The organism is Amycolatopsis sp. lyj-112 (assembly GCF_046549055.1).
GTDB lineage: Bacteria > Actinomycetota > Actinomycetes > Mycobacteriales > Pseudonocardiaceae > Amycolatopsis.
This window is the reverse complement of sequence record NZ_JAJPWS010000003.1, coordinates 672,400-695,091: the sequence shown is the minus strand read 5'-3', so window position 1 is coordinate 695,091 and position 22,692 is coordinate 672,400. Positions and strand designations below refer to the sequence as shown.

Sequence of the window (22,692 nt, the reverse complement as noted above, 5' to 3'; positions counted from 1 at the left end):
CGCCGCCGCCGCGGCGATCAGCCACGGTCTGCCGCGCGAACTCTCCCCAGGGAACGTCATGCGTTCAGCGTGCTCGGGCGGCCGCGGATTCTCGATCCGGGAAGCCCCCGGTTTTACCCTGGGGCTACCCCGAACTCGACCTGTACCAAGAGCTGGTCATCGTGGCGTTTCGCACGGGGCCAGCGTTCGCCGTCCGGGTCCTGTTTCTCGGCCGTGCGCACCGCGTCGAGCACCGCGTCCGGACCACGTTTCCGGCTGATGGCCAGGACTTCCGGCCAGTCGAACAGGCCGTACTCGTCGACTCCGATCGCGACGCCGTCGGTCGCCAGCAGCAAGGCCTCGACCTCCGAGCGCGGCCAGCTGCGGCGCACGGCCTCGACGGCGGCCCTCGGTTCCGCTTCGGCGACCCAGAAGCCGTCCGGCGCGTTGCGTTTCGCGCGGACGTCGGCGCCGGTGCGGAGCTGGCCGCCGTCGCGCAGTGAGACCAGCCTGTCGTCGGTGAGCGGGTCTGCGCCGGACGGCCCGAAAGCGATGATCGGGCTGTCCGCGAGCACCAGGCCATCGACCCGGTCTTCGGTCCAGCGCGCCATCGCGACCGTGCTCGACGGCGAACGCCCCGGTTCGAGGCCTTCGCGCCGTGCGACCTCGGCGATGGACTCGGCCAGCAGGATCGCCAGATCAGCCTGGGGTTCCGCGCTCAGCGCCTTCGACAGGCTGTTCACGAGCCGGCTCGCATACCAGCCGCCGGACGGGAGATCCGGATGCGGCGACGTCGCCCCGTCGAGGACGACGACGGCGTTGCCGAGCACGGCGACGTGGTCTTCGGTGGGGCGTGGTAACCCATCCGCGCCGACTCCATCCCTCTCCGCCACCTCGATTTCCGCCATGCCCGCACCCTAACTGTCAACCGGCGTTGACAGCTTCCCAATGTCAACGTAGGTTGACGTCATGACCGAAGCGACAGACTTGGCCGCGCGAGCGGGTGATCGGGACCCCCGCGTGGGGTTGCGCGCCGTCGCCGCCCTGCGCCGGCTGTTGGAACAACTCGAGACCGTGCAGGTCCGCAGCGCGCGGGTGCACGGCTGGTCCTGGCAGGAAATCGCCGCCGAGCTCGGGGTCAGCAGGCAAGCGGTGCACAAGAAGTACGGGAGGCATTGATGTTCGAACGCTTCAGCACCGAAGCCCGCGAAGTCGTCATCGGGGCACAGCGCGCCGCGTCGGACGACGGGTCCGCGAACGTCGACCCGCTGCACCTGCTGACGTCGCTCTCCGGCAACACCACCGTGCTCACCACACTGGGCTGCCCGCCCGACGAACTGGCCGACGACCTCCGGCGCGTACGCCGACGGGGCGGGATGAGCGACGCCGATGTCCAAGCCCTGAGCGGCTTCGGCATCGACGTCGAGCACATCGTCGAACGGGTCGAGCAGACCCACGGCGAGGGCGCGCTGACCGGCGGGCGCCGGAGCGGACGCGGTCACCGGCCCTTCACGGCGGAGGCGAAGAAGGTACTGGAGAAGAGCCTTCGCGAAGCCATCGACGTCGGGGACAAGCGCATCGAGGGGGAGCACGTCCTGCTCGCGCTGACCTCGCTTCCCGGCGTGGCCGCCGACGTCCTCGCCCAGCGGGGGATCGACTACCTCGCCGTCCGTCGCCTGCTGGAACGCCGCGAGGCCAGCTAGCTGGGTCGTGAGGTGGCGTCTGCCGGTCGGGGTGCCGGAGCCACACAGTTGAGTGGGGAGGATTCGGGCCGTCCAACGTCCCAAATCGTCCCCACTCGCGACCGCAGGCGAACGTAAGTAGTGGACCAAACGCGGGCGACCACGGGCTTGGCTTTCGCGACGTGGCAGTGGTTGAGAGCTGTCGTGTGCCGCCGAGCCTGGCGGCACGCCCCGACAGACCGCCAGACGACGATGAAGGAATTGGGACGTCGAGTGTCCCAATTCCTTCATCGTCAGCCTCGTGGCCATGCGGAACGCCGTCCCCGGCCGCAGGTATACAAATCGCGGTCTGCTCTAACCCCATTGCCACTCACGAGGCCAGCTAGGCGCGTTCGCGTTCGCGCCAGACGACCAGTGGCAGGAACGCCTGCGTGAGCGGTCCGATCGCGAGTGCGTAGAGGACCGTGCCGAGGCCCACCGTGCCGCCGAGCAGCCAGCCGCCGGCGAGCACGGTGATCTCGATCAGGGTGCGGACGAGGCGGATCGACTTGCCGGTGCGGGCCGCGAAGCCGGTCATCAGCCCGTCGCGCGGGCCGGGGCCGAGCCGGGCGCCGACGTAGATCGCGGCCGCCAGCCCGTTGAGCACCACACCGGCGACGAGGTTGAAGATCTGCCAGCCGAGCACATGCTGATCGGGCAGGAAGATCCGTACGAAGTCGACGGTGAGCGAGATGATCACGATGTTGGCCACGGTGCCGATGCCGGGGCGCTGCTTCAGGGGGATCCACAGCAGGAGCACCACGACCGACGCGATCGCCGTGACGGTGCCGAAGGTGAGCCCGGTGATCTTCATCAGGCCCTCGTGGAGCACGTCCCACGGGTCGAGACCGAGGCCCGCCCTGGTCAGCATGGCCATGCTGCCGCCGTAGAGGGCGAGCCCGGCGACGAGCTGAATCGAGCGACGCGTCGTGTCGTGGGAGATGCCGACGGGCTTGAGGTCGAGTGTTTGTGCCACTACTGCACTATCAGGTGTAAGTGGCTACCTTGACCATGACCAATTTGCAATAATTGGTCTTATGGAACCGCTGATCCCGCTGACTGGACGCGTTTCGGGGCAAAAATTGGCCACTTTGCTGGGAACCTGGCGTCAAAGTGGTTCTCGACACGGTGCCGTGGACCTCGCGGCGGCCGTCGAACTGCTGGTCCTCGACGGCAGGCTCCCGCTCGGCACGAAGCTGCCTGCCGAGCGGGAACTCGCCGACGCCCTCGAGGTCAGCCGCACGCTGATCGGGGCGTCACTGGACAAACTGCGGGCCGACGGGCTGGTCGCCAGCCGTCGCGGGGCCGGTTCGTGGATCGCCTCGCCCGGCGGCCAGGGCCGCGAGCCGTTCCTGGCGTCCGGAGAGGACCTCATCGACCTCGCCCAGGCCTGCCCGCCCGCCATTCCGGGCCTGGTCCCTGCGGTCGACGCTGCCCGGCGTGCCCTGGTGGACCACCTCGGCGCGAACGGCTACCACGTCCGTGGCCTCGAGATCCTGCGCGAGCGGATCGCCCGCCGCTACACCGAACGCGGCCTGCCGACCAACGCCGATCAGGTGATGATCACCAATGGTGCGCATCACGCGTTCGTGCAGGTCCTGCGCATGCTGGTCGGCCCCGGCGACCGGGTGCTGGTCGAGCAGCCGACGTACCCGAACGCACTCGAAGCCATCGGCGCCGCGCACGCCATCCCGGTCCCGGTGTCGCTGGACCCGGCCACCGGCTGGGACGTCGTCGGGATCGAGGCCGCGCTGCGGCAGTCGGCGCCGAGGCTCGCGTACTTCGTCGTGGACTTCCAGAACCCGACCGGTCTCCGCCTGGACACCGAGGGCCGTGAGCGGCTCGCGGCCGCGCTGAGCCGGGCGCGGACCCCCGCGATCATCGACGAAACGTTGGTGGAGCTGGATCTTGAAGGCGACCCGGTGGACGGGCCGCTACCGCTGGGCGCCTACGCGGGGGATCTCGGCATCACGATCGGTTCGGCGTCGAAGTCGCATTGGGCCGGGCTGCGGCTCGGCTGGATCCGCGCTTCGGAGGACGTCATCGGCAGGCTGGTCGCGGCCCGGTTCGCCGTCGACCTGGGTTCTCCGGTGTTCGAGCAACTCGTCCTCGCCGAACTGCTCGACGACGGCGGCGCCGCGCTGGCGCACCGTCGCGAGGAGGCGCTGGCCCTGCGTGACGCGCTGACCGGGGCGCTGAACTGGTACTGCCCGGAGTGGACGTTCACCGTGCCGCGGGGCGGGCTTTCGCTGTGGTGCCGTCTGCCGGAGCCGATGAGTACGCGGCTGGCCGTCGCGGCGGCGAGTCACGGGGTGCAGGTGGCGCCGGGCTCGCGGTTCGGTGTCCACGGAGGACTGGAGCGGTGGCTGCGGTTGCCGTACGCGCTCCCGGCCGACCGGCTTTTCGAGGCGGTGCGGCGGCTGGGCACGGCCGCCGCTTCGGTCACCGCCGGTCCGGTCACGGCCGCTCCGGCCGCCGTCCAGGTCACCTGACCCCGCACTACCCCCGCGTTTCGTCCTCTAGTTGCGTTAGTTGCAGGTGCAACTAACGCAACTAGAGGACGAAACGCGGCGTGAAACGGGCGTGGAAACGGAAATAGCCGGTGCGCCGGCGGGGCGGCCGATGCTCCAGGGAGGGCATCGGCGCCGCACGCTCAGCGCACCGGCTATCCGGCCCGCTCCGAGATCGAGACTTCGGAACGGGCACCGCGGCGGTTACCCGGCACAGCCCCTCGACGTGCCGGGAACCGCCTGCGGCTCAGGCGGTCTTCGGGAAAGCGCGACTCCTGCTCGGCGCGGTGAGCAGAAGCCTCCGAAGTCCACCCGGTGCTGGTCCCGGCGCCACAGGGGCAGCGCGGCGCCGGGGCCGGGATCCGAACCGGCCGGGCGCGGTCGGCCGTTCGGGAAGAAACAGATGGGTACGCATGGATTGCCCCTTGAGTGGCGAAACCTGGCTCGTGCCCTTTAAAGAGTCGGGCAGGCAGAAACGCGGCTAGGCCAGGGACTTCACAAGACGTCGAAAACCGAAGTTGATCTTGGTTTGGACGTGGTTCTCCCTGGCGACCCGGTCAGGTCAGTCAGGGGAGGTGGTGGGAAGCGCGGCTTCCCGTCCGGTGCGTTCGCCTTCGTGGTCGCAGCCGGTTCCGAGGAGTTTCAGCTGCGTGGCGGGCATTCCGGAGTCGAGCACGGCGAGCGGCCCGCGGCCGCCGCCGGAGTTGTCGTGCCCGGGGCTCGCGCTCGTCGTGGGCGCGAGCGGGGCCACCGGGGCACTCGGCAGGCCACCGCCGCCGCCCGAACCGCCGCCGTCCGGAGACGCGTGCGTGTCGGACTCGACGGGTGCGGCCGGAGCGAGCTGGTCGTCGAGCTGGACCCGCGTGGGCAGCGAGACGCGGTGGTGCTGGACCGGTGCCGGGGCTTCGGCCGGGACGACCGGAGCCGGAGCCGGGGTGACCGGCGCGGGCGCGCTCGGTACGACGTTCTTGGCCGGGACGGTGACGGTGACCGAGCCGCCCGCCGACTCGCCGGAGCCGCCGCCGAAAACGGGGTCGAGTACGTCGCCGACGCCCGGCAGGATCACCGGCTTGTCCGGGTCGCACGGGGCGGGCGTGATGATCGGCGCGACCACGTGTTCGCCGATTCCGCCGACGACACCGCCGACGGTCTCGACGACGCCGCCGACCGTGGTGGTCACGACGTCGAGGACCGAGCCGATCAGGCCACCCAGCAGGCCGTTGCCGCCCTGCGGCTTCGCGGTCTTGGCGGATTTCTTGGCCGGTTCCGAAGAAGTACTCGACTTCTCGACGGAACTCGCGCTCGAAACGGCCTTGTCCTCGACGACGGTCTCGGGTTCTTCGCTCTTGGCGGGAGCCTCGGGCTCTGTTTCGGATGGACTCTCGACGGGCTTTGTCGCCTCGACGCCGCCGGAGTCCGAAGTGGACTCATCCGGAGTAGTCGCTTTCCCGGAGTCGCTTTCTTTGTCGGGCACGGGCTGGACCACGGCCGTCTCGGGCGCGATGGAAGGCTGCTCGCCGGCCGAAGCCGGAGTGCTGAGGACGGCGCCGAGGAGCCAACCGGTGATCGCGAGCCCGCCCGCGAACAGGATTCGTGCGGCGGGCTTCGGCAGCGGGAGGCCGCGACGGTGCACGACTGCCGGACCACTCACAGCAATCACCACCGTCCGCGCCTGAAACCCACGTTCTCCGCGTGAGTTCGATCTTGCTTGGGGTCTTTCCGGCCAGGTCGCAGTTCCCCCGGGGCTGCACCAGTTCTAGCACCGGAGGGGAGTGTTTCACCTCTGCCGCCTCGGATCCAGCCCGTTAGGCGGAACGACGCAACCGGCTCCGGTGCATGGAGTACTGAAGTTGATCACTCTGGGTATGTGCCGGGCGGCCATCCGGGCACACGTGGAACTACTCAAATCCTCGGTGACCTGACCTTTTCCGGATCCCTGCTGCGGTGCGTGGCGTCGAAGTGGCGTTCGGTGATCGACGCGGCGAAGGCAAGCCGCCGAGAGGGGATGGTCCGCGATGTGGGATGTGAACGCGTTGTCCGCGGCGGTGCTCAGCGCGCTGAAGGCCTATCGGCTGGGCGACGCCGATGCTCGGGACGTCTGTCAGGAGGCGTGGCTCGAACTGCTTCGCGTGCCGGGCGCCTTGCGTGACGAAACGAAGCTCCGGGCTTGGCTGATCACCACCGCACGACGTCGCGCGCTCCGGTTGATCACCAGGAACAGGCGCGAAACGTCGCTGCCGCCGCCAGACCCGGAAGCGACCCCGGAGGCCGACGTCGTCCGGGCCGAACGCGACCGCGCGCTCTGGGCGGCGGTCGGCCGGCTGCCGGAAAGGCATCGGCGGCTGATGTGGCTGCTCGCGCACCGGCCGGAGCTGACCTACATGCAACTCGCGGGGGAGTTGGGGATCAGCCCGGCCAGTGTCGGCAGGCTCCGAAGACGGTGCTTCGACCGGCTCAGGCGCACGCTCGAAACGGGCGGCTGGGCCTGACGGACATCTGACCCTTCAGCGGAGGTCGCGCAGACGAGTGACCGCTTCGTCGATGACTTCGTTGCGTTTGCAGAACGCGAACCGCAGCAGGTGTTTCCACTCTTCCGGGTGATCGGTGAACACCTTTACGGGCACGGCCGCCACCCCCACTCGTTCGGGGAGTTCCCACGCGAGTTCGGCGGCGTCGGTGAAGCCGAGCGGACGGACGTCGGCGCAGATGAAGTACGTCCCGGCGGTCGGACGGACGGCGAAACCGGCTTCGGCGAGGCCGTCGGCGAGCCTGTCCCGCTTGCCCTGCAGGCTTTTGCGCAGTTCCTCGGCCCACGGCAGCTCGTGATCCAGGGCGTGGGCGACCGCCGGTTGCAATGGCCCGCCCGAGACGAACGTGATGAACTGCTTCGCCGCTTTCACCGCCGCGACCAGTTCGGGGCTCGCGCAGACCCAGCCGATCTTCCAGCCGGTGCAGTTGAACGTCTTGCCCGCGCTGGAGATCGAGACGGTCCGCTCGCGCATACCGGGCAGGGTCGCCAGCGGGAGGTGCTCGGCGTCGTCGAACACCAGGTGCTCGTACACCTCGTCGGTGATCGCGATCAGATCGTGGGTCACGCAGAGCGCCGCCACCGCTTCCAGTTCGGCCCGCGTGAACACGGTGCCGGTGGGGTTGTGCGGCGAGTTGACCAGGATCGCCCTGGTCCGCGAGGTCACCGCGGCACGCAGGCCCTCGATGTCCAGCGCGAACCGGCCGTCGCGTTCCACCAGGCCGACGACGCGGCGTTCCGCGCCGGCCATGGCGACGGCGGCCGCGTACGAGTCGTAGTACGGCTCGATGACGATGACCTCGTCGCCTTGCTGCGTGAGCGCGATCAGCGAGGCCGCGATGGCCTCGGTCGCCCCGGCGGTGACGAGGATCTCGGTGTCCGGGTCGTATTCGGTGCCGTAACGGAGCCGGTGGCGCGCGATCGCCGCGCGCAGCTCCGGCCGTCCGGGCCCGGGCGGATACTGGTTCGCCCCGCCGAACAGGGCGTTCTTGGCGGCGTCGAGCATTCCGGAGGGCCCGTCGGTGTCGGGAAAACCCTGGCCGAGGTTGACGGCTTCGTGCCGTACGGCCAGGGCCGTCATCTCCGCGAAGATGGTCGACGTGAAGGGCTGGAGGCGGGGGACGAGGACAGGTTCGCGCACGATCAGCCATCCTCACGGACAATGGGCACGTGGAGCAACTGACGCCCGCCAAGGTGACCCCCGCAGATCCGCCAGGTGGACTCGCCGCCGAGGAGGAAAAGCGCCGCGGCCTGCGCAAGATGAAAATGGTCGCACTGTCGTTCCTGCTCGGTGCGACCGTGCTGTTCCTGCTCGCGAGCTGGGCGCAGTCCGCCGGCTGGCCGGGATGGGTCGGCTATGTCCGCGCCGGCGCCGAAGCCGGGATGGTCGGCGCGCTCGCCGACTGGTTCGCGGTGACGGCGCTGTTCCGGCATCCCCTGCGGATCAAGATCCCGCACACCGCGATCATCCCGAACAAGAAGGACGCCCTGGGCAGCAGCCTCGGTGACTTCGTCGGGTCGAACTTCCTGTCCGAGTCCGTGATCCGCGAGAAGCTGAGCCGGGTCGAGGTCTCGAAGCGTCTCGGAGGCTGGCTTTCGCAGCCGGAGAACGCCGAACGCGTGACGTCCGAACTGGCCACCGTCGTCCGCGCGGCGGTCAAGGTGCTCCGCGACGAAGACGTCCAGGCGATCATGGAACAGGCCGTGGTCAAGCGGATCGTGGACAAGCCGTGGGGTCCGCCGCTGGGCAAGATCCTGGAGGGCGTGTTCGCCGACGGGGCGCACCACAAGCTCGTCGACCTCATGTGCGACCAAGGCTACGAGTGGGTGCGCGACAACCACACGACGATGCTGCGCGTGGTCTCGGACCGGGCGCCGAGCTGGTCGCCGAAGTTCGTCGACGAGATGCTCGCGGACAAGGTCTACGGCGAGGTGCTCTCGTTCGTGTGGGCGGTGAAGACCGACGTCAACCACCCCATGCGGCTCGCGCTGGACAAGTTCCTCGGCGAGTTCGCCCAGGACCTGCAGTCCAAGCCCGAGGTGATGGCACGCGCCGAGCAGGTCAAATCCCAGATGCTGGGGCACGACGAGGTGCAGAAGCTGATCGGCTCGGCATGGGCGACCGCCAAGGACATGCTGCTCAACGCCGCCGAGGACCCGTCGAGCGAGCTGCGCCGCCGGGTGCGTCTCGGGCTGGAGACCCTGGGCGAGCGGCTGGTCTCCGACGACCACATCCGGTCCAAAGTGGACAACTGGGTGGAGGGTGCGGCGGCCTACCTGGTCACCAACTACTCCCAGGAGATCACCACGATCATCACCGACACCGTGGAGCGCTGGGACGCCGAGGAGACCTCGCGCAAGATCGAGCTCCAGGTGGGCCGGGATCTGCAGTTCATCCGGATCAACGGCACGGTGGTCGGGGCGCTCGCCGGGCTGGCGATCTACGCGGTCGCGCAGCTGCTCTTCTGAGCGGCTTTCGCTATACCACACTCCGGAGGCCTCGCCGGGAGTTGTCCACAGGAAGTGGAGTCATCCCCAGGGTTATCCACAGCTTTTCACGTTTTTGGCCTAACGGTGTGCACAACCCCTGGGGGTAACTCGGGGGTGGGTGACACCAGAAGTTGTGTCCGGTCGGGTGGGGGGCTCCGGTCGGGCGTGATCAGACAGGGCACGCACGTGATCAGACGCGTATCTCGCGTGATCAGACAGCGCACTCGCGAGTGCGCTGTCCAGTCACGTGAGTGCGCTGTCTGATCACGCGAGTCACGCTCTTGCCATCCTTGGACGCGAACTTCCGACTCAGGACACCGGTGCTAGGAAGGTGGCCTTCACGTACTTGGTCACGACTCCCGGGAGGCTTCAGGTCGAGACGTCCGCGGTCCGTGCTCGCCAGGCTCGCGCCTTCTCCCGGTTCCCGCACGACCGCATCGAGCACCACGTCCGCGACCGGTTGCGCGACTCGTCGTAGAACGCCCACAGGCAGTCGTCCGCCGGGCAGATCTTGAGCCGGATCCATTCGCCGAGCACGGTCAGCCGGATCGAGGCCGCCATCACCGCGTCGCTGACCGATTCCGCGACCAGGAGCGGGCCTTCGGAGCCGAGGACGATCTCCGCCGGCGCGCGCAGGCCGAGCCGGGGCAGCCGTGGATCGCCGATCGCGGCGCGCAGCGCGTCCCGGGTTTCCCGCGCGGCCGCGGGGGTATCCGCGCGCAGCCGGTGATCGCGGGCCCAGCGTTGCCAGGTCTCCAGATCGTCCAGGAGGTCGGTGCCGCGTTCGACGTTCACCGTGTTCAGAAACTCGACCACCAGGGACGCGTCGGTGTTCACCTCGCCCAGTGTACGGGCGAGACCGGTTGTCATCGGCACCGATAACCCCCATAATCGACTCGCTGGTTACTCGATCTTTCTGGAGGCTGGACCATGGGTGCGGTACCGATCTTCGGCGCGGTGGCTCTCGACTGTGCCGACCCGGTCGCGTTGGCGGAGTTCTACCGCGAGCTGCTCGACTGGAAGGCCGCCGAAGTCGCCGAGGACGGCCATTGGGTGACACTGCGGAATCCGGAGGGCGGCGCCCGGCTCTCGTTCCAGCGGGTCCCGGACCATCGCCCGCCCGCGTGGCCCTCGGCCGAGAACCCGCAGCAGGCCCACCTCGACCTCGACGTCACCGACATGGAGGCCGGTCACGTGCGGGCGCTGGCCATCGGCGCGAAGCTGCTCGACGACTCCCCGGAGACGTTCCGGGTGTACGCGGATCCGGCCGGTCATCCGTTTTGTCTGTGCGCCTGCTGACCTCGGACGCGAAAAATGCGTAATCTCTGATACGTGATTTGTCCGAAGTGCCAGAACGCCATGAAGACCGTCGACAAGAACGGTATCCACATCGACCAGTGCCAGGGATGCCGCGGCATCTTCCTGGACCGGGGCGAGCTGGAGGCCATCGCCGGTGCCGAGAACTCCTACTACGGGGGGCACCAGCCGCCTCCCGCGTACCAGGGAGGTGGACACGCGCCGGCGCCGCATTACGGCCGTCCGGACTCCCCGCGCCCGCACCGCGGCGGGTACTCCGACTCGCCGAAGGGCTACCGGGGCGGCCACGCGGATTCCCCGAAGGGCTACCGCGGTGGCGGTTACGGCCGCTCGGACTCCCCGCACGCGTACGGCCACAAGCGTCGTAAGGGCGGCTTCCTCGAAGGCCTCTTCGACTGACGTGGTCCTCGATCTCAAGATCTGCCCGGCCTGCGGTGATCGCGCCGAACGGCCACAAGTCGAGAGCGGGCTGCTGGTGTGCGCGGTATGCGCGCACCAGTGGCCGTTCCGGCGGCTTCCGCTGTTCGCGCTGACCGGGCCGAGCGGCGCGGGAAAGTCGACGGTCGGGCCGCGGCTGGCGGAGCGGCTCGGCGATCTCGCGCTCGTGGTCGAGCAGGACGTGCTGTGGACGGGGGCGTTGCGCGACGACGTCCCCGGCCACCCCGCGTTCCGGTCAACCTGGCTGCGGATGGCGGCGATGCTGCATCAGAACGGACGGCCCGTCGTGCTCTGTGGCACCGTCGCGCCGCCCGAATTCGAGCAGTTGCCCGAGCGGGTCTTCTTCTCCGACATCCACTATCTGGCGCTCGTCAGCGAGCCCGACGCGCTGCGCAAGCGGTTGCTGGCGCGGCCCGCCTGGCGTGAGTGGGACGAGGAACGCGTCGAGGAGATGCTGGAGTTCAACGAATGGCTGCAGGCCGAAGCGCCGTCGCTGACCCCGCGCGTCGAGCTGTTCGACACCACCCACGTACCGATCGACGACGCCGTCGATCGCGTCGAGATGTGGGTGCGGGGCTTGCTGTCACGCTCCTAGCTTTCAAGGTCGCAGCGGCCAGGTGCGGCCCTCGGGTGAATCCAGCCAGATCACCTGGTCTTCGCCGTCGAGGCTGAGCCCGAACCGGTCGCGCCACGGCTGCCCGAGGTCGAACCATTCCTCCTGCGCGCGTTCGACGAGCGTCCACAGCCGTCGCGGCCCGCCTTCCGCCACCTCGGCATCGCCGCCCTGCCGCCGATGCCGCACCCAGGAGCCGTCGGGGTGCGCGAGCGCGGTGTTCTCGCCGTCCCGCAACGCCGTCACGCCGGGAATCTGAAGCCCGGCGAAGAACTCGAAGCGGCTGCGGACTTCGGTGATGGCCTCCATAGGCAACCGCGTCGGCCGCCATTCGCCCTCGCCGTCCGGCATCTTCGACGCCTTGAACCGGTGTGCGCGCAGCGGCATGAAGCGGCCGTCCCTGGCGAGCACGCGACCGTGTCCCGTCGCGCCTTCACCCGCGACGATCCGGACGAGCCCGCCGCCGATCGGCCGGTTCAGCGTGGTGACGATCAGCCCGCCCGGCACCGTCTGCTCCAGCCACGCGGGCGGGATCGACGACACCGAGCACGTGCACAGCACCCGGTCGTAGAGCACGCCCGCCGGGAAACCCTCGGCACCGTCGCCCGCGACGCACGAAGGCGCGTACCCGCATTCCGCGAGCCGCTTGCGCGCGGCGTCCACCAGTTCCGGGTCGATGTCCATTGTGTACACGAGCCCGGAGCCGAGCCGCCGGCACAACAACGCGGCGTTGTAGCCGGTGCCCGTGCCGATCTCCAGCACGCGATGCCCGTCGGCGACACGGAGCTCTTCGAGCATGATCGCCATGATCGACGGCTGGCTCGACGAACTCGTCGGCGTCCCCGGCTGCGCCCCGAGATAGCGCGCCCGTTCCCAGAGCCCGGAATCGTCGTCGAGCTGCACGACCAGCACGTCGGGGGAGTAGGCGCGGGTCAGCCAGCCGTCGTCGCCGGTCTCCACCGCGGCCCAGCCGTCCGGCGTCGGGACGAAGAAGCGCGGCAGGAAAACGTGCCGGGGCACGGCGCGGAACGCGGTCATCCAGTGCGCGTCGTGCAGCACGCCTTCGGCGAGCAGATGCTCGACGAGGCGCCGCCGTAGCCGCGTCGCACTCGACATCCCACCACCGTACGGGGTGAGCACCAACACACCCGATGGTTGCAAGCAGAGTGCTTGCAATAGCTAGCACTCGCGCGTAGCGTTGAAGACGTCGCGAGGAGGTGACCGATGTCAGACACCAACCGGGATCAGCCCCCATCGGGTGGACCGATGGAGAAGGTCGCGGACATCGCTTCCGACATCGGCGAGTACATCCGCCAGCAACGCAGCACGGCGAAGATCTCCTTGCGGCAGCTGTCGAAACTCGCCGGCGTGTCCAATCCGTACCTCAGTCAGATCGAGCGCGGGGTCCGCAAACCCAGCGCGGAGATCCTGCAGCAGATCGCCAAAGGCCTGCGTATTTCGGCCGAGGCGCTCTACGTGCAAGCGGGAATCCTTGATCTGCCCACGGGCGGCCCGGTCGGCGACGCGATCCGCGCCGACACCGAGCTGACCGAGCGGCAGAAGCAGGTCCTGCTCGACGTCTACGAATCGTTCCGCCGCGAGAACGGCGCCGCCAAGCCCGAAGAAGCGGCGCCACCGAAGACCACAGACCCAGCCGTCGAATCCAAGGAGTCAGCATGACCACGGCCACGAACACCAAGACCGAGCGCAAGCACACCGCCCTCGACCAGGTCCGCACCCCGCTGCTGGCCGCGCTGGGCGCCGGCAACCTGGCCGGACAGGCCGTCGTCGACGCCGTCAGCAAGGCCAAGGACAGGGTCGTCGAGGGTGGCGAGGCCGCTCGCAAGAACATCGAAGAGCTCCCGCACGACGTCGAGGGCCTCCGCGAGAAGCTCGACCCGGCCGAGCTGCGCAAGGTCATCGACGAGTACACCGAGGCCGCGTTGAAGCTGTACAACAAGCTGGCCGAGTCCGGCGAGCAGGCGTGGGACAAGATCGCCGCGCAGCCGCAGGTCAAGAAGGCCATCGAGCAGCTCGAGGACGCGACCGCCGACACCCGTGAGCGCATCGACACCGTGCTCGGCCGGGTCACCAAGGGCACCCGCTCGGTGGGCGAGAAGACCGCCCGCAAGGTGACCGAGGTCGCCGGCGAGATCGCCGACGAGGTCGAGGAGATCGGCGACGACCTCGCGCACGAGACCCGCTCGGCTTCGCGGAAGGTCGCCAACAAGACCTCGCCGAAGCCCCCGGTCACCGCGCGCCGCACCACCACCAGCCCGGCCGCCAAGAAGCCGGTCGCGCCGAAGACGACCGAGAAGTAAGGTCCGCGTGAACTCAGGGCCCCTGGTACCGGCTTTCGGTACCAGGGGCCCGGGTCATACGCCCGGTTTGACGTAAGCTGACGGCGTGTTCGTTGCCAATTGGATTCTCTTCGCCATCCACTGGGGCGGCGCACTGACCGGGCTCTTCGCGTTCGTGCATGCGCTGCTGCAGCGTGCCGACGCGTATTCCGCCGCCGATCGCAAGACCAAGCCGATCTGGATGCTCATCACGGGCGGGGCCACCGCCGTGCTGACCCTCTTCCAGTTCTATGGCGGCGGCATGATTCTCTGGCTGCCCGCCCTGGTCGCGGTCCTGGTTTATCTGGTCGACGTGCGGCCCAAGCTCATCGAGGTCCAGCGCGGCGGTCGCAACTGGTGATTATCGTGGCGGGGTGACTACCTGGACCATCGCCGGAACCCTCACCGTCGTCCCCGCCCTCTCGCGTACGGACCTGCTCGCCGAGCCCGTCGCGAAGGCGCTCGCCGCCCTTCCCGATCCCGACGCCGTCGGCGTTGCCGAGATCGACGCCGAACTGGCCGACACCGCCGCCTTCTGCGAGGCCTACGGTTCGCCGCTTTCCGCGTCCGCGAACTGCGTCGTCGTCGCCGGCAAACGCGCCGGTGAAGTCCGCTTCGCCGCCGCGCTCATCCTCGCCACCACCCGCGCCGACGTGAACGGCGTGATCAAACGCCGCCTCGACGTCCGCAAGGCGTCCTTCGCCCCGATGGACGAAGCCGTCCAGCTCACCGGCATGGAGTACGGCGGCATCACGCCCGTCGGCCTGCCCGACGCGTGGCCGATCCTGATCGACAAGCGGGTCGCGGAGGAGCCGGAACTGGTCATCGGCAGCGGGATCCGCGGCAGCAAGCTGCTGATCCCGGGCCCGGTGCTCGCCTCCCTGCCCGGCGCCGAGGTGATCGGCGACCTCGCGCGCTCCGTCGAGTGAGGCTGTCCACAAAGGACTTCTTGCTGGATTCGGCCTTCGTGGCCGGATCCCTCGAGATCGACCCCGCGCTGCTCATCCGGCTGGGCGAGAACCGTGCCCTGGTTCTTTCCGCGCTGGACGGCCGGCCTGTCTACGGCGTCAACACCGGCATGGGACGGCTCGCCGGCGTCTCGCTGGCCGATTCGGCCGCACACCAGCGGAACCTGCTGATCGGCCGCGCCGTCGGCGGGCCGCCGTGGCTGACGCCGGAGGAAGTACGCCGGCTGTTGCTGGTGCGCCTGCGGGATCTGCTGGCGCCGGAAGCGGGCGCGAGCCCGGAGCTGGTGACGTTCCTCGTCGACCGGCTGAACGAGGGGTTCACGCCCGCCGTGCCGAGGACGGGGCTGGGCAGCGCGGGCGAGATCATCCCGCTGGCGCATGCTTTCCAGACCTTTCTCGGCATCGGGACCGTGCTGGTGGACGGCGTCGAGACTCCTGCGGCCGACGTGCTCGCGAAGCCGTACGAGCTGGGCCCGAAGGAAGGCGCGACGCTGATCCAGGGCGCGCCCCTGGCCGAGACGCTCGCGACCTTCGCGCTGAACGAGGTCCAGCGGCTGGTGGACCTGCAGACCCTGGCCGCGGCGATCGCGATCGACGTCCTCGGTGCGCCGCAAGCGATCTACCGCCCTTCGCTGGCGGGCGACGATCGCGTGTTCCGCTCAGTGCTGGAGGAACTCGGCGGGCTGATCCACGGCACGTCGCCGCGGCCGGACGTCGTTCAGGCGCCGGTTTCCGTACGAGTGGCGCCGCGCGCGATCGCGCACGTCGCCCGGGTCAACGACGAACTCGGCCAGGCCCTGCGGCGCTCGATGCCGACCGACTCGCCGGCGTTCCTGGACGGTGAATTCGTTTCCACGACCGGCTTTCACGCGGTCGAACTCGGTCTGCGGATGGACGCGGTGACGGCCGCGCTGGTGCACCTCGGCGAGGTGAGCGTCCAGCGGATGCACCGTTTGCTGGACGAACGGTTCAGCGGGCTGCCCGCGCAACTGGCGGTCGACCCCGGGCCGCAGGCGGGACTGGTGCCGCTGCACAAACGCGCGGTGGGGGAACTGCACGCATTACGGCGGCTGGCGACCCCCGCGACGTTGGGCTCTGTCGAGACTTCCTCGGGGCAGGAAGACGTGCAGGCGTTCGCTTGGGCGGCGGGGAACCAGCTTCGGGACGCTTGTGCGCGGCTGTTCGCCATCACGGCCTGCGAGCTGATCGCCGGGTCGCAGGCTCGGTGGCTCGCGTCCGGTGAAGGATCTCCTGGGCTTCGGGCTGCTTACGACTGGCTTGCCTCGCTGGTGCCGCCGGTCGTGGTGGATCGGTCGCTGGGGCCCGAGGTGACCGCGGTGGTGGCGGCGCTGCGAACGCCCGGCCCCGCGTCTAGCTCTGGACCTCCGCGCGGGCCTGGACGGCCAGCCCGCGCGGAGTCACCACGCGGGTGATGAGCGCGAACACGGCCTCACACACCAAAGCCAGGACGACGACCGCGATGCCGCCGGCCAGAATCTCGCCGTGGCCCGGATCTCCGAGCGCGAAACCGTCCACAATGTACCGTCCGAGGCCGCCGCCGTCGTTGACGATCGCGCCGATCGCGACGGTCGCCACCAGTTGCAGGAAGGCGACCCGGGCGCCCGCGAGGATGACGGGCGAGGCCAGCGGCAACTCCAGCCGCAGCATGATCTGCCACTCGCGGTAGCCCGTTCCTCGGGCCGCGTCAACGGTTTCCTGCTCCAGCTGGATGACGCCGGCGTAGGTGTTGGTGAACAACGGCGGCAGCGCCAACGCCACGAGTGCGAGCATCAGCGGCCAGAACGTCGTGTCGACTTCGAGCCGGGAAGCCAGGAACCAGAACAGGATCACCAGCCCGAAACTCGGGATCGCGCGGCCGATGTTGACCGCGCTCGTCGCGAGGAACTGCGCGCGCCGGTAATGCGCGAGCCACAACGCGGGCGGGATGGTCAGCACGGCCGAGATCACCAGCGCCACCAACGAGAACTGAAGGTGCTCGACAGTCCGGTACGGGACGCCTTCCGGGTCGGTCCAGCTCCACCGGTTCGGTTCGCCGAACCACTCGATGGTCTGGTCGATGATGCTCATCGCGACGCCGCCTTCCGCGACCACGGCGCGAGCGCGCGTCCACCGAGCCACAGCAGCAGGTCCACCACCACCGCGAGCACCACGGAAAGTCCCACGCCGACGATGATCGACGTCGGATTCGGCGTCGCGGTCTGGATTCCGTTGCGGATGAAGTACCCGAGCCCGCCCTTGCCGAGCATCGAAGTCACCGTGACGAGCCCGATCGTGGTCACCGCGGCGACCCGCAGGCCCGCGATCACCACCGGCAGCGCGAGCGGCAGTTCGACCTGCCACAGCAGTCGCGTACGCGTGAAGCCCATGCCGATCGCGGCTTCGCGGACTTCCTTGGGCACCTGTTCCACACCGGTGACGATGTTGCGGATCAGGATCAGCAGGGTGTAGGTCGCCAACGGGATGACCGCGGTGGTGAACGACGTCAGCCCGGTGAACGGCACCAGCACGGCGAAGGCGCCGAGGCTCGGGATGACGTACAGCGAACCGGCCGTGCTCAGCGCGAGAACGTAGAACCACCGGCGGCGCAGGGAAACCACGGAAATCCCGATGGACACCACCAGCCCGATGGCGAGCGCGGCGGCGGTCAGGGCGACGTGTTCACCGAGCCGTTCGAGGATCTCGTCGAAGTTGCGGTCCACCCACCGCCATTCGAAGAGCGGCCGCCCGCCTTGGGCGGGCACAGGGAACACGGAGGAGGCTCGCACCGGCCGACCTTACCTCGATCGGACGACCTGATTCCGGTCTCTGGGAGCACACGGGGCGGAACTCTCAATCTGTGGATTCTGTCGTGACCCGGAGATACTGTCCAATGCTGGAGTTCGAGTCATAGGAGTGTGCACGTGCGCTGGACACGGAATGTTCGAGTGGGCGCGGTGCTCGCCACCGCCGTCCTCGGTTTGACCGCCTGCGGGGGTGGCGACGACGCCGCGGCTCCGGCCGCGCAGAGCAAAGGCGGGGCGCCGATCGTCGTCGCCTCCTTCAACTTCACCGACAGCCTGATCCTCGCCGAGCTTTACGCGAACGCGCTCGAGGCCAAGGGCTACCCGATCACCCGCAAGCTGAACCTCGGTTCGCGCGAGCTGATCTACCCGGCGCTGAAGTCCGGTGAGCTGCAGTTCATCCCGGAGTATCAGGGCGCCGCCATCACCACCGGGTTCGGTAAGGAGGCCGCGAAGGACGCGGCCGGCGAGCACGAGCAGCTCAAGAAGCTGTTCGAGGCCGACGGCATCGGCCTGCTGGACTACTCGCCGGCGGAGGACAAGAACACCTACATCGTGAAGGCCGACCTCGCCAAGGAGAAGGGTCTCGCGAAGATCAGCGACCTGTCGAAGGTCGAGAACCTCATCGTCGCGGGCGGGCCGGAGTGCGAGAAGCGGCTTCCCTGCTTCAAGGGCTTCACGGACGTCTACAAGCTGAAGGCCACCTTCCAGACCGTGCAGGAGGCGGGGCCGCGCGTCGAGCAGCTTCGCTCCGGCAAGGTCACCGTCATCCCGGTCGACTCGGTGAGCCCGCTCGTGGGCGACCCGCAGTTCGTGGCCCTGGAGGACGACCTCGTCATCGTGCCGACCGAGAACGTCGTGCCCGCGGTGAACAAGAAGGTCCTCGACGAGCGTGGCGCTGACTTCGCTGCCGCCGTCAACGCCGTCAGCAAGGCCCTCGACACCGTTCAGCTGCGTGAGCTGAACAAGCGCGTCGACTCGGACGGCGAGAAGCCCGGCGACGTCGCGAAGGACTGGCTGAAGGAAAAGTCCCTCATCTAGTTCTCTCAAGTGCCATGAACGGCCCGTTACTTGCAAATTTCGCAAGTAACGGGTCGTTCATTGCGTCCGGGGGCAGGCCCGCCCGCTCCCGCTGCGCACGGCGGTGGAATCGTGGACGCTGTCGTTGCACACGGGTGAAAGGGAGTGGGATGGGAAAGGTCACGGCCATCGCGGAGCGCACCATCGAGGCGCCGGCGGACAAGGTCAGGGCGCTCGTCGCGGACTACGCCGAAACCCGCCCGAAGCTGCTGACGGAGCACTACCGCGACTACGAGGTCACTGAAGGCGGCGTCGGCGCGGGCACGAAGGCGAGCTGGAAGCTTCAGGCGACGTCGAAGCGCGTACGCGACGTCGCGGCGACGGTGTCCGAGCCGTCCGAAGGCACCCTCGTCGAGACCGACGCGAACTCCACCATGGTCACCACGTGGACCGTCAGCGAGGTGCCGGACGGCAGCCTCGTCCGGATCGAGACGTCCTGGGACGGCGCGGGCGGCATCGGCGGGTTCTTCGAGAAGACCTTCGCGCCCGGTGGGCTCAAGCGGATCTACGAGGGCGTTCTCGGCAAACTCGCGGAAACCGTGTAGCGCTCGCCACAATCGGAATGGGCGCCCCGGTTAGCCCGTTGTACCCGGCAGGAATACGGGGCGATCGCCCCGCTTGTGGTCAGCAACAGATTTGGAGTTTCACCGTGAACGCAACCGAGATCCGGCTCGCCTCCCGCCCGCACGGTGTCCCGACCCTCGAGAACTTCGAGATCGCGGACGTCGAGATCCCGACGCCGGGCGAAGGCCAGATCCTGGTCCGCAACCAGGTGCTGAGCGTGGACCCGTACATGCGCGGCCGGATGAGCAGCGCGAAGTCCTACGCCGAGCCGTACGAGGTCGGCAAGGTCATGCACGGTGGGGCCGTCGGTGAGGTCGTCGAGTCGCGAGTGGACGGTTTCAAGCCGGGCGACCTCGTGCTGCACGGGCTGGGCTGGCGTTCGCACGCCGTCGTCGCCGCCAAGCACGCGGTCAAGGTCGACCCCGAAGCCGCGCCGATCTCGGCCTACCTCGGCGTGCTCGGCATGACCGGGCTCACCGCGTACGCCGGGCTGCTGGAGGTCGCGGAGTTCAAGGAGGGCGACACCGTCTTCGTCTCCGGTGCGGCTGGAGCGGTCGGCTCCGTCGTCGGTCAGCTGGCGAAGCTGAAGGGCGCGAAGCGGGTCATCGGCAGCGCGGGCACGGACGAGAAGGTCAAGTGGCTCACCGACGAGCTGGGCTTCGACGCGGCATTCAACTACAAGGACGCCCCGGTCATCGAGCAGCTTCGCGCGGCTGCGCCCGAAGGCATCGACGTGTACTTCGACAACGTCGGCGGCGACCACCTCGAAGCGGCCATCGACTCGGTCAACCTGCACGGCCGGATGGCGATCTGCGGAATGATCTCGCTCTACAACAACACCGAGCCCGCCGCGGCGCCGCGCAACCTCGCGTCGATCATCGCGAAGCGGTTCACCATGCGCGGCATGCTGGTGGGTGACCACTTCGCGCTGCAGCCCCAGTTCGTGCAGGAGGTCGCGCCGCTGGTCGCCTCCGGCGAGCTGAAGTACTCGGAGACCATTGTGGACGGTATCCGCAACGCGCCGCAGGCCTTCCTGGACCTGCTGGGCGGAGCGAACACCGGCAAGATGCTGGTCCGCGTCTGACCCTCTCCGACGTGCTATGAACGACTCGTTACTTGCAAAATTTGCAAGTAACGAGTCGTTCATAGCACTCTCCGGGCCTCAATACTGCGTCGTGAGCGCGGACTCGGTGAGCGCCTTCTCCAGCTGCTCCGCCTCGATGTCCAGCTTCATCTGGTCCCGGAACATCCGGCCCGCGCTCGGCAGCGCGGAGCGGTCCGGCCAGGTGTCCGGCTTCCACAGCGAAGACCGCAGGAAAGCCTTGGCGCAGTGCAGGTACAGTTCTTCGACCTCGAGCATGATCGCCAGCTGAGGGCGTTTGCCCTTGACGACGAGGTCGTCGAAGAACGGCGCGTCCGCGACCAGTTTCGCCCGGCCGTTGATCCGGAGCGTCTCGTTCATCCCCGGCACCAGGAACAGCAGTCCGGCGTGCGGGTTTTCGAGGATGTTGCGCTGGCTGTCCAGCAGCTTGTTGCCGGGCCGGTCCGCCATCACGAGCGTCTTGTCGTCGAGCACCAGCACCGAACCGGCAGGGTCGCCGCGCGGGGACACGTCACAGGTCCCGTCGGCCGACGCCGTCGCCAGCAGGTAGAACGGCGAGTGTTCGATCACCGTGCGCGCGTGCGGATCGATCTGGGAAAGGATCTTCCCTTTGGTCCTCTCCGCGGCGTGGCCCAGGTGCGCACGAAGCGCTTCGTGCGACTCGATCACCTTGATCTCTGAGGTCCCCATGGCCCCAGTGAACCATCAGAAGACGACAGTCCGGTTCCCGTGCACCAGAACGCGACCCTCGAGGTGCCACCGCAGCCCACGCGCCAGTGTCACCTTCTCGATGTCGCGGCCCTTGCGGACCATGTCCTCGACGGAGTCGCCGTGATCGACGCGGATGACGTCCTGGTCGACGATCGGGCCCGCGTCGAGGTCGGCGGTGACGTAGTGGCAGGTCGCGCCGATGAGCTTCACGCCGCGCGCGTGGGCCTGGTGGTACGGCCGCGCACCGACGAACGACGGCAGGAAGCTGTGGTGGATGTTGAGCGCCCGCCCGGCCCAGGCCTCGCACAGTGCCGCGGGCAGGACCTGCATGAACCGGGCGAGGACGACGGCGTGCGGGTCGTGCTCGTCGACCAGTCGCCGCACCTCGGCGAAGGCGGGCGCCTTGGCGTCGGCGTCGCCCGCCGGGAACTCGACGTGGTGGAACGGGATGCCGTGGGCGCGGGTGATGTCGCCCAGCGACGTGTGGTTGCCGATGACCGCGGCGACGTCGACGTCCAGTTCGCCGGACGCGACCCGGCCGAGGAGGTCGTAGAGGCAGTGCCCCGCCTTGGAGACGAGGATCACCGCTCGCCGCCGCTCGCCGCTGTCGCTGACCTGCCAGCTCGACTCGGCCGAAAGCGACTCGGCGACGTCGGCGAAGCGCGTGCGCAGTTCGTCGGCGTCGAAGGAGAGCGAGTCGGCGCGGACGACCTGGCGGGTGAAGAACCAGCCGGTGTCCGGGTCGGTGTGGTACGCCGCTTCGACGATCCAGCCGCCGTGCTCGGCGAGAAAGCCCGAGATACGGGCGATGATGCCGGTGCGGTCGGGGCAGCCGAAGGTGATCACGTAGCGGCGCTCAGGGGTTGACACGCGCTCCATTGTCGCCGGTCGCGGCCGTGGCGCCGCGCCGGGTCAGGATGCGGACCCGGACGCGGCGCCCGATCTCGATGGCCCCGACCAGCAGCAGGCCGAGCGTGAAGGACAGGAGAAGGCCCTTCTCGGGTTCGTCGACGAAGGCCGCTCCGCCGACGAGGCCGATGAGGACGCTGTACACCGCCCAGACGCTCGCACCGAGGGCGTCAAGCGGGATGAACTTGCGCGGCGGGTAGCCCATGCTGCCGTTCGCGAGCCCGTTCGCGACGCGGCCGCCGGGCAGATACCGGGCGGCGAGGATCAGCAGGACGGCGTTGCGCTCGACCTGGATCTTCGCCCATTCGTAGCGCCGGACGCCTTCCGGTCCGCGTTGCAGCCGGGCCAGTGCGCGCGGGCCCGCGCCGCGGCCGACGGAGTAGCCGAGGCAGTCGCCCAGCCAGGCGCCGAGCGCGGCGACGAAGGCCAGTGTCGTGAGCTCCGGCAGGTCCGGGCCGGTCAGGACGGCGACGGTGATGACGGTGGTCTCGCTGGGCATGAAGGGAAGGAGCGCGTCCAATCCGGACACGAGGAGGACGATCACCCACAGCCAGGGTGATCCCAGCGTGCCCCGAAGCAGTTCGGTGACGTACTCCAGCAGTTCCACGTCCCCATGGTGATCA

The 22,692-nt window shown here is 68.8% G+C and carries 27 protein-coding genes; 16 read left to right on the top strand and 11 right to left on the bottom strand.

Going from position 1 to position 22,692, the window contains the following annotated elements; genetic code table 11:
* Nucleotides 1-113 precede the first annotated feature (113 nt).
* Complete coding sequence (locus ACLJRL_RS15405) at nucleotides 114-887, bottom strand: hypothetical protein (protein ID WP_410656806.1); 774 nt, start codon at nucleotides 885-887, stop codon at nucleotides 114-116.
* A 61-nt stretch (nucleotides 888-948) separates the two neighbouring features.
* Between ACLJRL_RS15405 and ACLJRL_RS15400 the strand changes: the two genes are divergently transcribed.
* Both ACLJRL_RS15400 and ACLJRL_RS15395 read left to right on the top strand, forming a co-directional pair.
* Nucleotides 949-1,158, top strand: a complete 210-nt coding sequence (locus tag ACLJRL_RS15400; RefSeq protein ID WP_410656805.1) for a sigma factor-like helix-turn-helix DNA-binding protein — start codon at nucleotides 949-951, stop codon at nucleotides 1,156-1,158.
* Nucleotides 1,158-1,682, top strand: coding sequence for a Clp protease N-terminal domain-containing protein (locus ACLJRL_RS15395; protein WP_410656804.1), 525 nt, complete (start codon nucleotides 1,158-1,160; stop codon nucleotides 1,680-1,682). The genes ACLJRL_RS15400 and ACLJRL_RS15395 overlap by 1 nt, the downstream gene beginning before the upstream one ends.
* A 361-nt stretch (nucleotides 1,683-2,043) precedes the next feature.
* On the opposite strand, the gene ACLJRL_RS15390 is transcribed toward ACLJRL_RS15395, so the two are convergent.
* Nucleotides 2,044-2,676: a YczE/YyaS/YitT family protein gene (locus ACLJRL_RS15390; RefSeq protein WP_410656803.1), complete on the bottom strand. Its 633-nt coding sequence runs from the start codon at nucleotides 2,674-2,676 to the stop codon at nucleotides 2,044-2,046.
* Nucleotides 2,677-2,737: 61 nt separating this feature from the next.
* Between ACLJRL_RS15390 and ACLJRL_RS15385 the strand changes: the two genes are divergently transcribed.
* On the top strand, nucleotides 2,738-4,192 hold the full coding sequence (locus ACLJRL_RS15385; RefSeq protein WP_410656802.1) for a PLP-dependent aminotransferase family protein: 1,455 nt from the start codon (nucleotides 2,738-2,740) through the stop codon (nucleotides 4,190-4,192).
* 580 nt (nucleotides 4,193-4,772) lie between these two features.
* Here ACLJRL_RS15385 and ACLJRL_RS15380 read toward each other — a convergent pair.
* Nucleotides 4,773-5,861 (bottom strand): hypothetical protein, encoded by a 1,089-nt coding sequence (locus tag ACLJRL_RS15380; protein ID WP_410656801.1) that lies wholly within the window; start codon nucleotides 5,859-5,861, stop codon nucleotides 4,773-4,775.
* Nucleotides 5,862-6,225: 364 nt separating this feature from the next.
* Between ACLJRL_RS15380 and ACLJRL_RS15375 the strand changes: the two genes are divergently transcribed.
* Nucleotides 6,226-6,699 carry a sigma-70 family RNA polymerase sigma factor gene (locus ACLJRL_RS15375; RefSeq protein WP_410656800.1) on the top strand — a complete coding sequence of 158 codons (474 nt, stop codon included), beginning with the start codon at nucleotides 6,226-6,228 and terminating at the stop codon, nucleotides 6,697-6,699.
* A gap of 15 nt (nucleotides 6,700-6,714) precedes the next feature.
* Here ACLJRL_RS15375 and ACLJRL_RS15370 read toward each other — a convergent pair whose 3' ends face one another.
* Entirely contained in the window at nucleotides 6,715-7,878 is a 1,164-nt protein-coding gene (locus ACLJRL_RS15370; RefSeq protein ID WP_410656799.1) for a pyridoxal phosphate-dependent aminotransferase, read from the bottom strand.
* Between the two features lie 29 nt (nucleotides 7,879-7,907).
* Between ACLJRL_RS15370 and ACLJRL_RS15365 the strand changes: the two genes are divergently transcribed.
* Nucleotides 7,908-9,206: a DUF445 domain-containing protein gene (locus tag ACLJRL_RS15365; protein ID WP_410656798.1), complete on the top strand. Its 1,299-nt coding sequence runs from the start codon at nucleotides 7,908-7,910 to the stop codon at nucleotides 9,204-9,206.
* 390 nt (nucleotides 9,207-9,596) lie between these two features.
* Here the strand turns inward: ACLJRL_RS15365 and ACLJRL_RS15360 are convergent, their stop codons facing one another.
* A complete protein-coding gene (locus ACLJRL_RS15360; RefSeq protein WP_410656934.1) occupies nucleotides 9,597-10,097 on the bottom strand; it encodes a CGNR zinc finger domain-containing protein in 501 nt (166 codons plus the stop codon).
* Nucleotides 10,098-10,157: 60 nt separating this feature from the next.
* Between ACLJRL_RS15360 and ACLJRL_RS15355 the strand changes: the two genes are divergently transcribed.
* From ACLJRL_RS15355 to ACLJRL_RS15345, 3 genes are read left to right on the top strand one after another with little or no spacing between them, the layout of a single operon-like run.
* Complete coding sequence (locus ACLJRL_RS15355) at nucleotides 10,158-10,526, top strand: VOC family protein (RefSeq protein ID WP_410656797.1); 369 nt, start codon at nucleotides 10,158-10,160, stop codon at nucleotides 10,524-10,526.
* A gap of 33 nt (nucleotides 10,527-10,559) precedes the next feature.
* Complete coding sequence (locus ACLJRL_RS15350; protein WP_410656796.1) at nucleotides 10,560-10,943, top strand: zf-TFIIB domain-containing protein; 384 nt, start codon at nucleotides 10,560-10,562, stop codon at nucleotides 10,941-10,943.
* A gap of 1 nt (nucleotide 10,944) precedes the next feature.
* A complete protein-coding gene (locus tag ACLJRL_RS15345) occupies nucleotides 10,945-11,577 on the top strand; it encodes an AAA family ATPase (protein WP_410656795.1) in 633 nt (210 codons plus the stop codon).
* A 3-nt stretch (nucleotides 11,578-11,580) separates the two neighbouring features.
* On the opposite strand, the gene ACLJRL_RS15340 is transcribed toward ACLJRL_RS15345, so the two are convergent.
* A complete protein-coding gene (locus ACLJRL_RS15340; RefSeq protein WP_410656794.1) occupies nucleotides 11,581-12,711 on the bottom strand; it encodes a methyltransferase domain-containing protein in 1,131 nt (376 codons plus the stop codon).
* A 150-nt stretch (nucleotides 12,712-12,861) separates the two neighbouring features.
* Here ACLJRL_RS15340 and ACLJRL_RS15335 point away from each other — a divergent pair, with 150 nt between their 5' ends.
* The 5 genes from ACLJRL_RS15335 to ACLJRL_RS15315 all read left to right on the top strand — a co-directional run bounded on the left by ACLJRL_RS15335 (nucleotide 12,862) and on the right by ACLJRL_RS15315 (nucleotide 16,335).
* Nucleotides 12,862-13,275: a helix-turn-helix domain-containing protein gene (locus tag ACLJRL_RS15335; RefSeq protein ID WP_410656933.1), complete on the top strand. Its 414-nt coding sequence runs from the start codon at nucleotides 12,862-12,864 to the stop codon at nucleotides 13,273-13,275.
* Complete coding sequence (locus ACLJRL_RS15330; RefSeq protein ID WP_410656793.1) at nucleotides 13,272-13,916, top strand: hypothetical protein; 645 nt, start codon at nucleotides 13,272-13,274, stop codon at nucleotides 13,914-13,916. The genes ACLJRL_RS15335 and ACLJRL_RS15330 overlap by 4 nt, the downstream gene beginning before the upstream one ends.
* An 85-nt stretch (nucleotides 13,917-14,001) precedes the next feature.
* The gene (locus ACLJRL_RS15325) at nucleotides 14,002-14,295 is read left to right on the top strand and encodes a DUF2516 family protein (RefSeq protein WP_410656792.1); all 294 of its coding nucleotides are present in this window, start codon (nucleotides 14,002-14,004) and stop codon (nucleotides 14,293-14,295) included.
* 13 nt (nucleotides 14,296-14,308) lie between these two features.
* Nucleotides 14,309-14,863, top strand: a complete 555-nt coding sequence (locus ACLJRL_RS15320; RefSeq protein ID WP_410656791.1) for a YbaK/EbsC family protein — start codon at nucleotides 14,309-14,311, stop codon at nucleotides 14,861-14,863.
* On the top strand, nucleotides 14,860-16,335 hold the full coding sequence (locus tag ACLJRL_RS15315; protein ID WP_410656790.1) for an aromatic amino acid lyase: 1,476 nt from the start codon (nucleotides 14,860-14,862) through the stop codon (nucleotides 16,333-16,335). The genes ACLJRL_RS15320 and ACLJRL_RS15315 overlap by 4 nt, the downstream gene beginning before the upstream one ends.
* On the opposite strand, the gene ACLJRL_RS15310 is transcribed toward ACLJRL_RS15315, so the two are convergent.
* A complete protein-coding gene (locus ACLJRL_RS15310) occupies nucleotides 16,274-16,990 on the bottom strand; it encodes an ABC transporter permease (RefSeq protein ID WP_410656789.1) in 717 nt (238 codons plus the stop codon). The two genes, ACLJRL_RS15315 and ACLJRL_RS15310, sit on opposite strands and share 62 nt — an antisense overlap.
* Complete coding sequence (locus ACLJRL_RS15305) at nucleotides 16,987-17,673, bottom strand: ABC transporter permease (protein WP_410656932.1); 687 nt, start codon at nucleotides 17,671-17,673, stop codon at nucleotides 16,987-16,989. The genes ACLJRL_RS15310 and ACLJRL_RS15305 overlap by 4 nt, the downstream gene beginning before the upstream one ends.
* A 150-nt stretch (nucleotides 17,674-17,823) precedes the next feature.
* Between ACLJRL_RS15305 and ACLJRL_RS15300 the strand changes: the two genes are divergently transcribed.
* The 3 genes from ACLJRL_RS15300 (at nucleotide 17,824) to ACLJRL_RS15290 (ending at nucleotide 20,431) form a co-directional block, all read left to right on the top strand.
* Nucleotides 17,824-18,744, top strand: coding sequence for an ABC transporter substrate-binding protein (locus ACLJRL_RS15300; RefSeq protein WP_410656788.1), 921 nt, complete (start codon nucleotides 17,824-17,826; stop codon nucleotides 18,742-18,744).
* Nucleotides 18,745-18,893: 149 nt separating this feature from the next.
* Nucleotides 18,894-19,328: an SRPBCC family protein gene (locus ACLJRL_RS15295; protein WP_410656787.1), complete on the top strand. Its 435-nt coding sequence runs from the start codon at nucleotides 18,894-18,896 to the stop codon at nucleotides 19,326-19,328.
* 104 nt (nucleotides 19,329-19,432) lie between these two features.
* Nucleotides 19,433-20,431 (top strand): NADP-dependent oxidoreductase, encoded by a 999-nt coding sequence (locus ACLJRL_RS15290; protein ID WP_410656786.1) that lies wholly within the window; start codon nucleotides 19,433-19,435, stop codon nucleotides 20,429-20,431.
* A 78-nt stretch (nucleotides 20,432-20,509) separates the two neighbouring features.
* Here the strand turns inward: ACLJRL_RS15290 and ACLJRL_RS15285 are convergent, their stop codons facing one another.
* The 3 genes from ACLJRL_RS15285 to ACLJRL_RS15275 are packed head-to-tail and all read right to left on the bottom strand — an operon-like array spanning nucleotide 20,510 to nucleotide 22,676.
* Nucleotides 20,510-21,139 carry a pyridoxamine 5'-phosphate oxidase family protein gene (locus ACLJRL_RS15285; protein ID WP_410656785.1) on the bottom strand — a complete coding sequence of 210 codons (630 nt, stop codon included), beginning with the start codon at nucleotides 21,137-21,139 and terminating at the stop codon, nucleotides 20,510-20,512.
* Nucleotides 21,140-21,154: 15 nt separating this feature from the next.
* On the bottom strand, nucleotides 21,155-22,039 hold the full coding sequence (gene purU, locus ACLJRL_RS15280) for a formyltetrahydrofolate deformylase (RefSeq protein WP_410656784.1): 885 nt from the start codon (nucleotides 22,037-22,039) through the stop codon (nucleotides 21,155-21,157).
* Nucleotides 22,017-22,676, bottom strand: coding sequence for a DedA family protein (locus ACLJRL_RS15275; protein WP_410656783.1), 660 nt, complete (start codon nucleotides 22,674-22,676; stop codon nucleotides 22,017-22,019). The genes purU and ACLJRL_RS15275 overlap by 23 nt, the downstream gene beginning before the upstream one ends.
* Between the last annotated feature and the right edge of the window lie 16 nt (nucleotides 22,677-22,692).

What these genes read in the sequence shown, in the direction of transcription:
- ACLJRL_RS15330 (WP_410656793.1), top strand. Translation starts at nt 13,272, where the DNA reads ATGACCACGGCCACGAACACCAAGACCGAGCGCAAGCACACCGCCCTC.
- ACLJRL_RS15285 (WP_410656785.1), bottom strand. Translation starts at nt 21,139, where the DNA reads ATGGGGACCTCAGAGATCAAGGTGATCGAGTCGCACGAAGCGCTTCGT.
- ACLJRL_RS15375 (WP_410656800.1), top strand. Translation starts at nt 6,226, where the DNA reads ATGTGGGATGTGAACGCGTTGTCCGCGGCGGTGCTCAGCGCGCTGAAG.
- ACLJRL_RS15400 (WP_410656805.1), top strand. Translation starts at nt 949, where the DNA reads ATGACCGAAGCGACAGACTTGGCCGCGCGAGCGGGTGATCGGGACCCC.
- purU (WP_410656784.1), bottom strand. Translation starts at nt 22,039, where the DNA reads ATGGAGCGCGTGTCAACCCCTGAGCGCCGCTACGTGATCACCTTCGGC.
- ACLJRL_RS15310 (WP_410656789.1), bottom strand. Translation starts at nt 16,990, where the DNA reads ATGAGCATCATCGACCAGACCATCGAGTGGTTCGGCGAACCGAACCGG.
- ACLJRL_RS15360 (WP_410656934.1), bottom strand. Translation starts at nt 10,097, where the DNA reads ATGACAACCGGTCTCGCCCGTACACTGGGCGAGGTGAACACCGACGCG.
- ACLJRL_RS15395 (WP_410656804.1), top strand. Translation starts at nt 1,158, where the DNA reads ATGTTCGAACGCTTCAGCACCGAAGCCCGCGAAGTCGTCATCGGGGCA.
- ACLJRL_RS15340 (WP_410656794.1), bottom strand. Translation starts at nt 12,711, where the DNA reads ATGTCGAGTGCGACGCGGCTACGGCGGCGCCTCGTCGAGCATCTGCTC.
- ACLJRL_RS15355 (WP_410656797.1), top strand. Translation starts at nt 10,158, where the DNA reads ATGGGTGCGGTACCGATCTTCGGCGCGGTGGCTCTCGACTGTGCCGAC.
- ACLJRL_RS15405 (WP_410656806.1), bottom strand. Translation starts at nt 887, where the DNA reads ATGGCGGAAATCGAGGTGGCGGAGAGGGATGGAGTCGGCGCGGATGGG.
- ACLJRL_RS15385 (WP_410656802.1), top strand. Translation starts at nt 2,738, where the DNA reads ATGGAACCGCTGATCCCGCTGACTGGACGCGTTTCGGGGCAAAAATTG.
- ACLJRL_RS15335 (WP_410656933.1), top strand. Translation starts at nt 12,862, where the DNA reads ATGGAGAAGGTCGCGGACATCGCTTCCGACATCGGCGAGTACATCCGC.
- ACLJRL_RS15295 (WP_410656787.1), top strand. Translation starts at nt 18,894, where the DNA reads ATGGGAAAGGTCACGGCCATCGCGGAGCGCACCATCGAGGCGCCGGCG.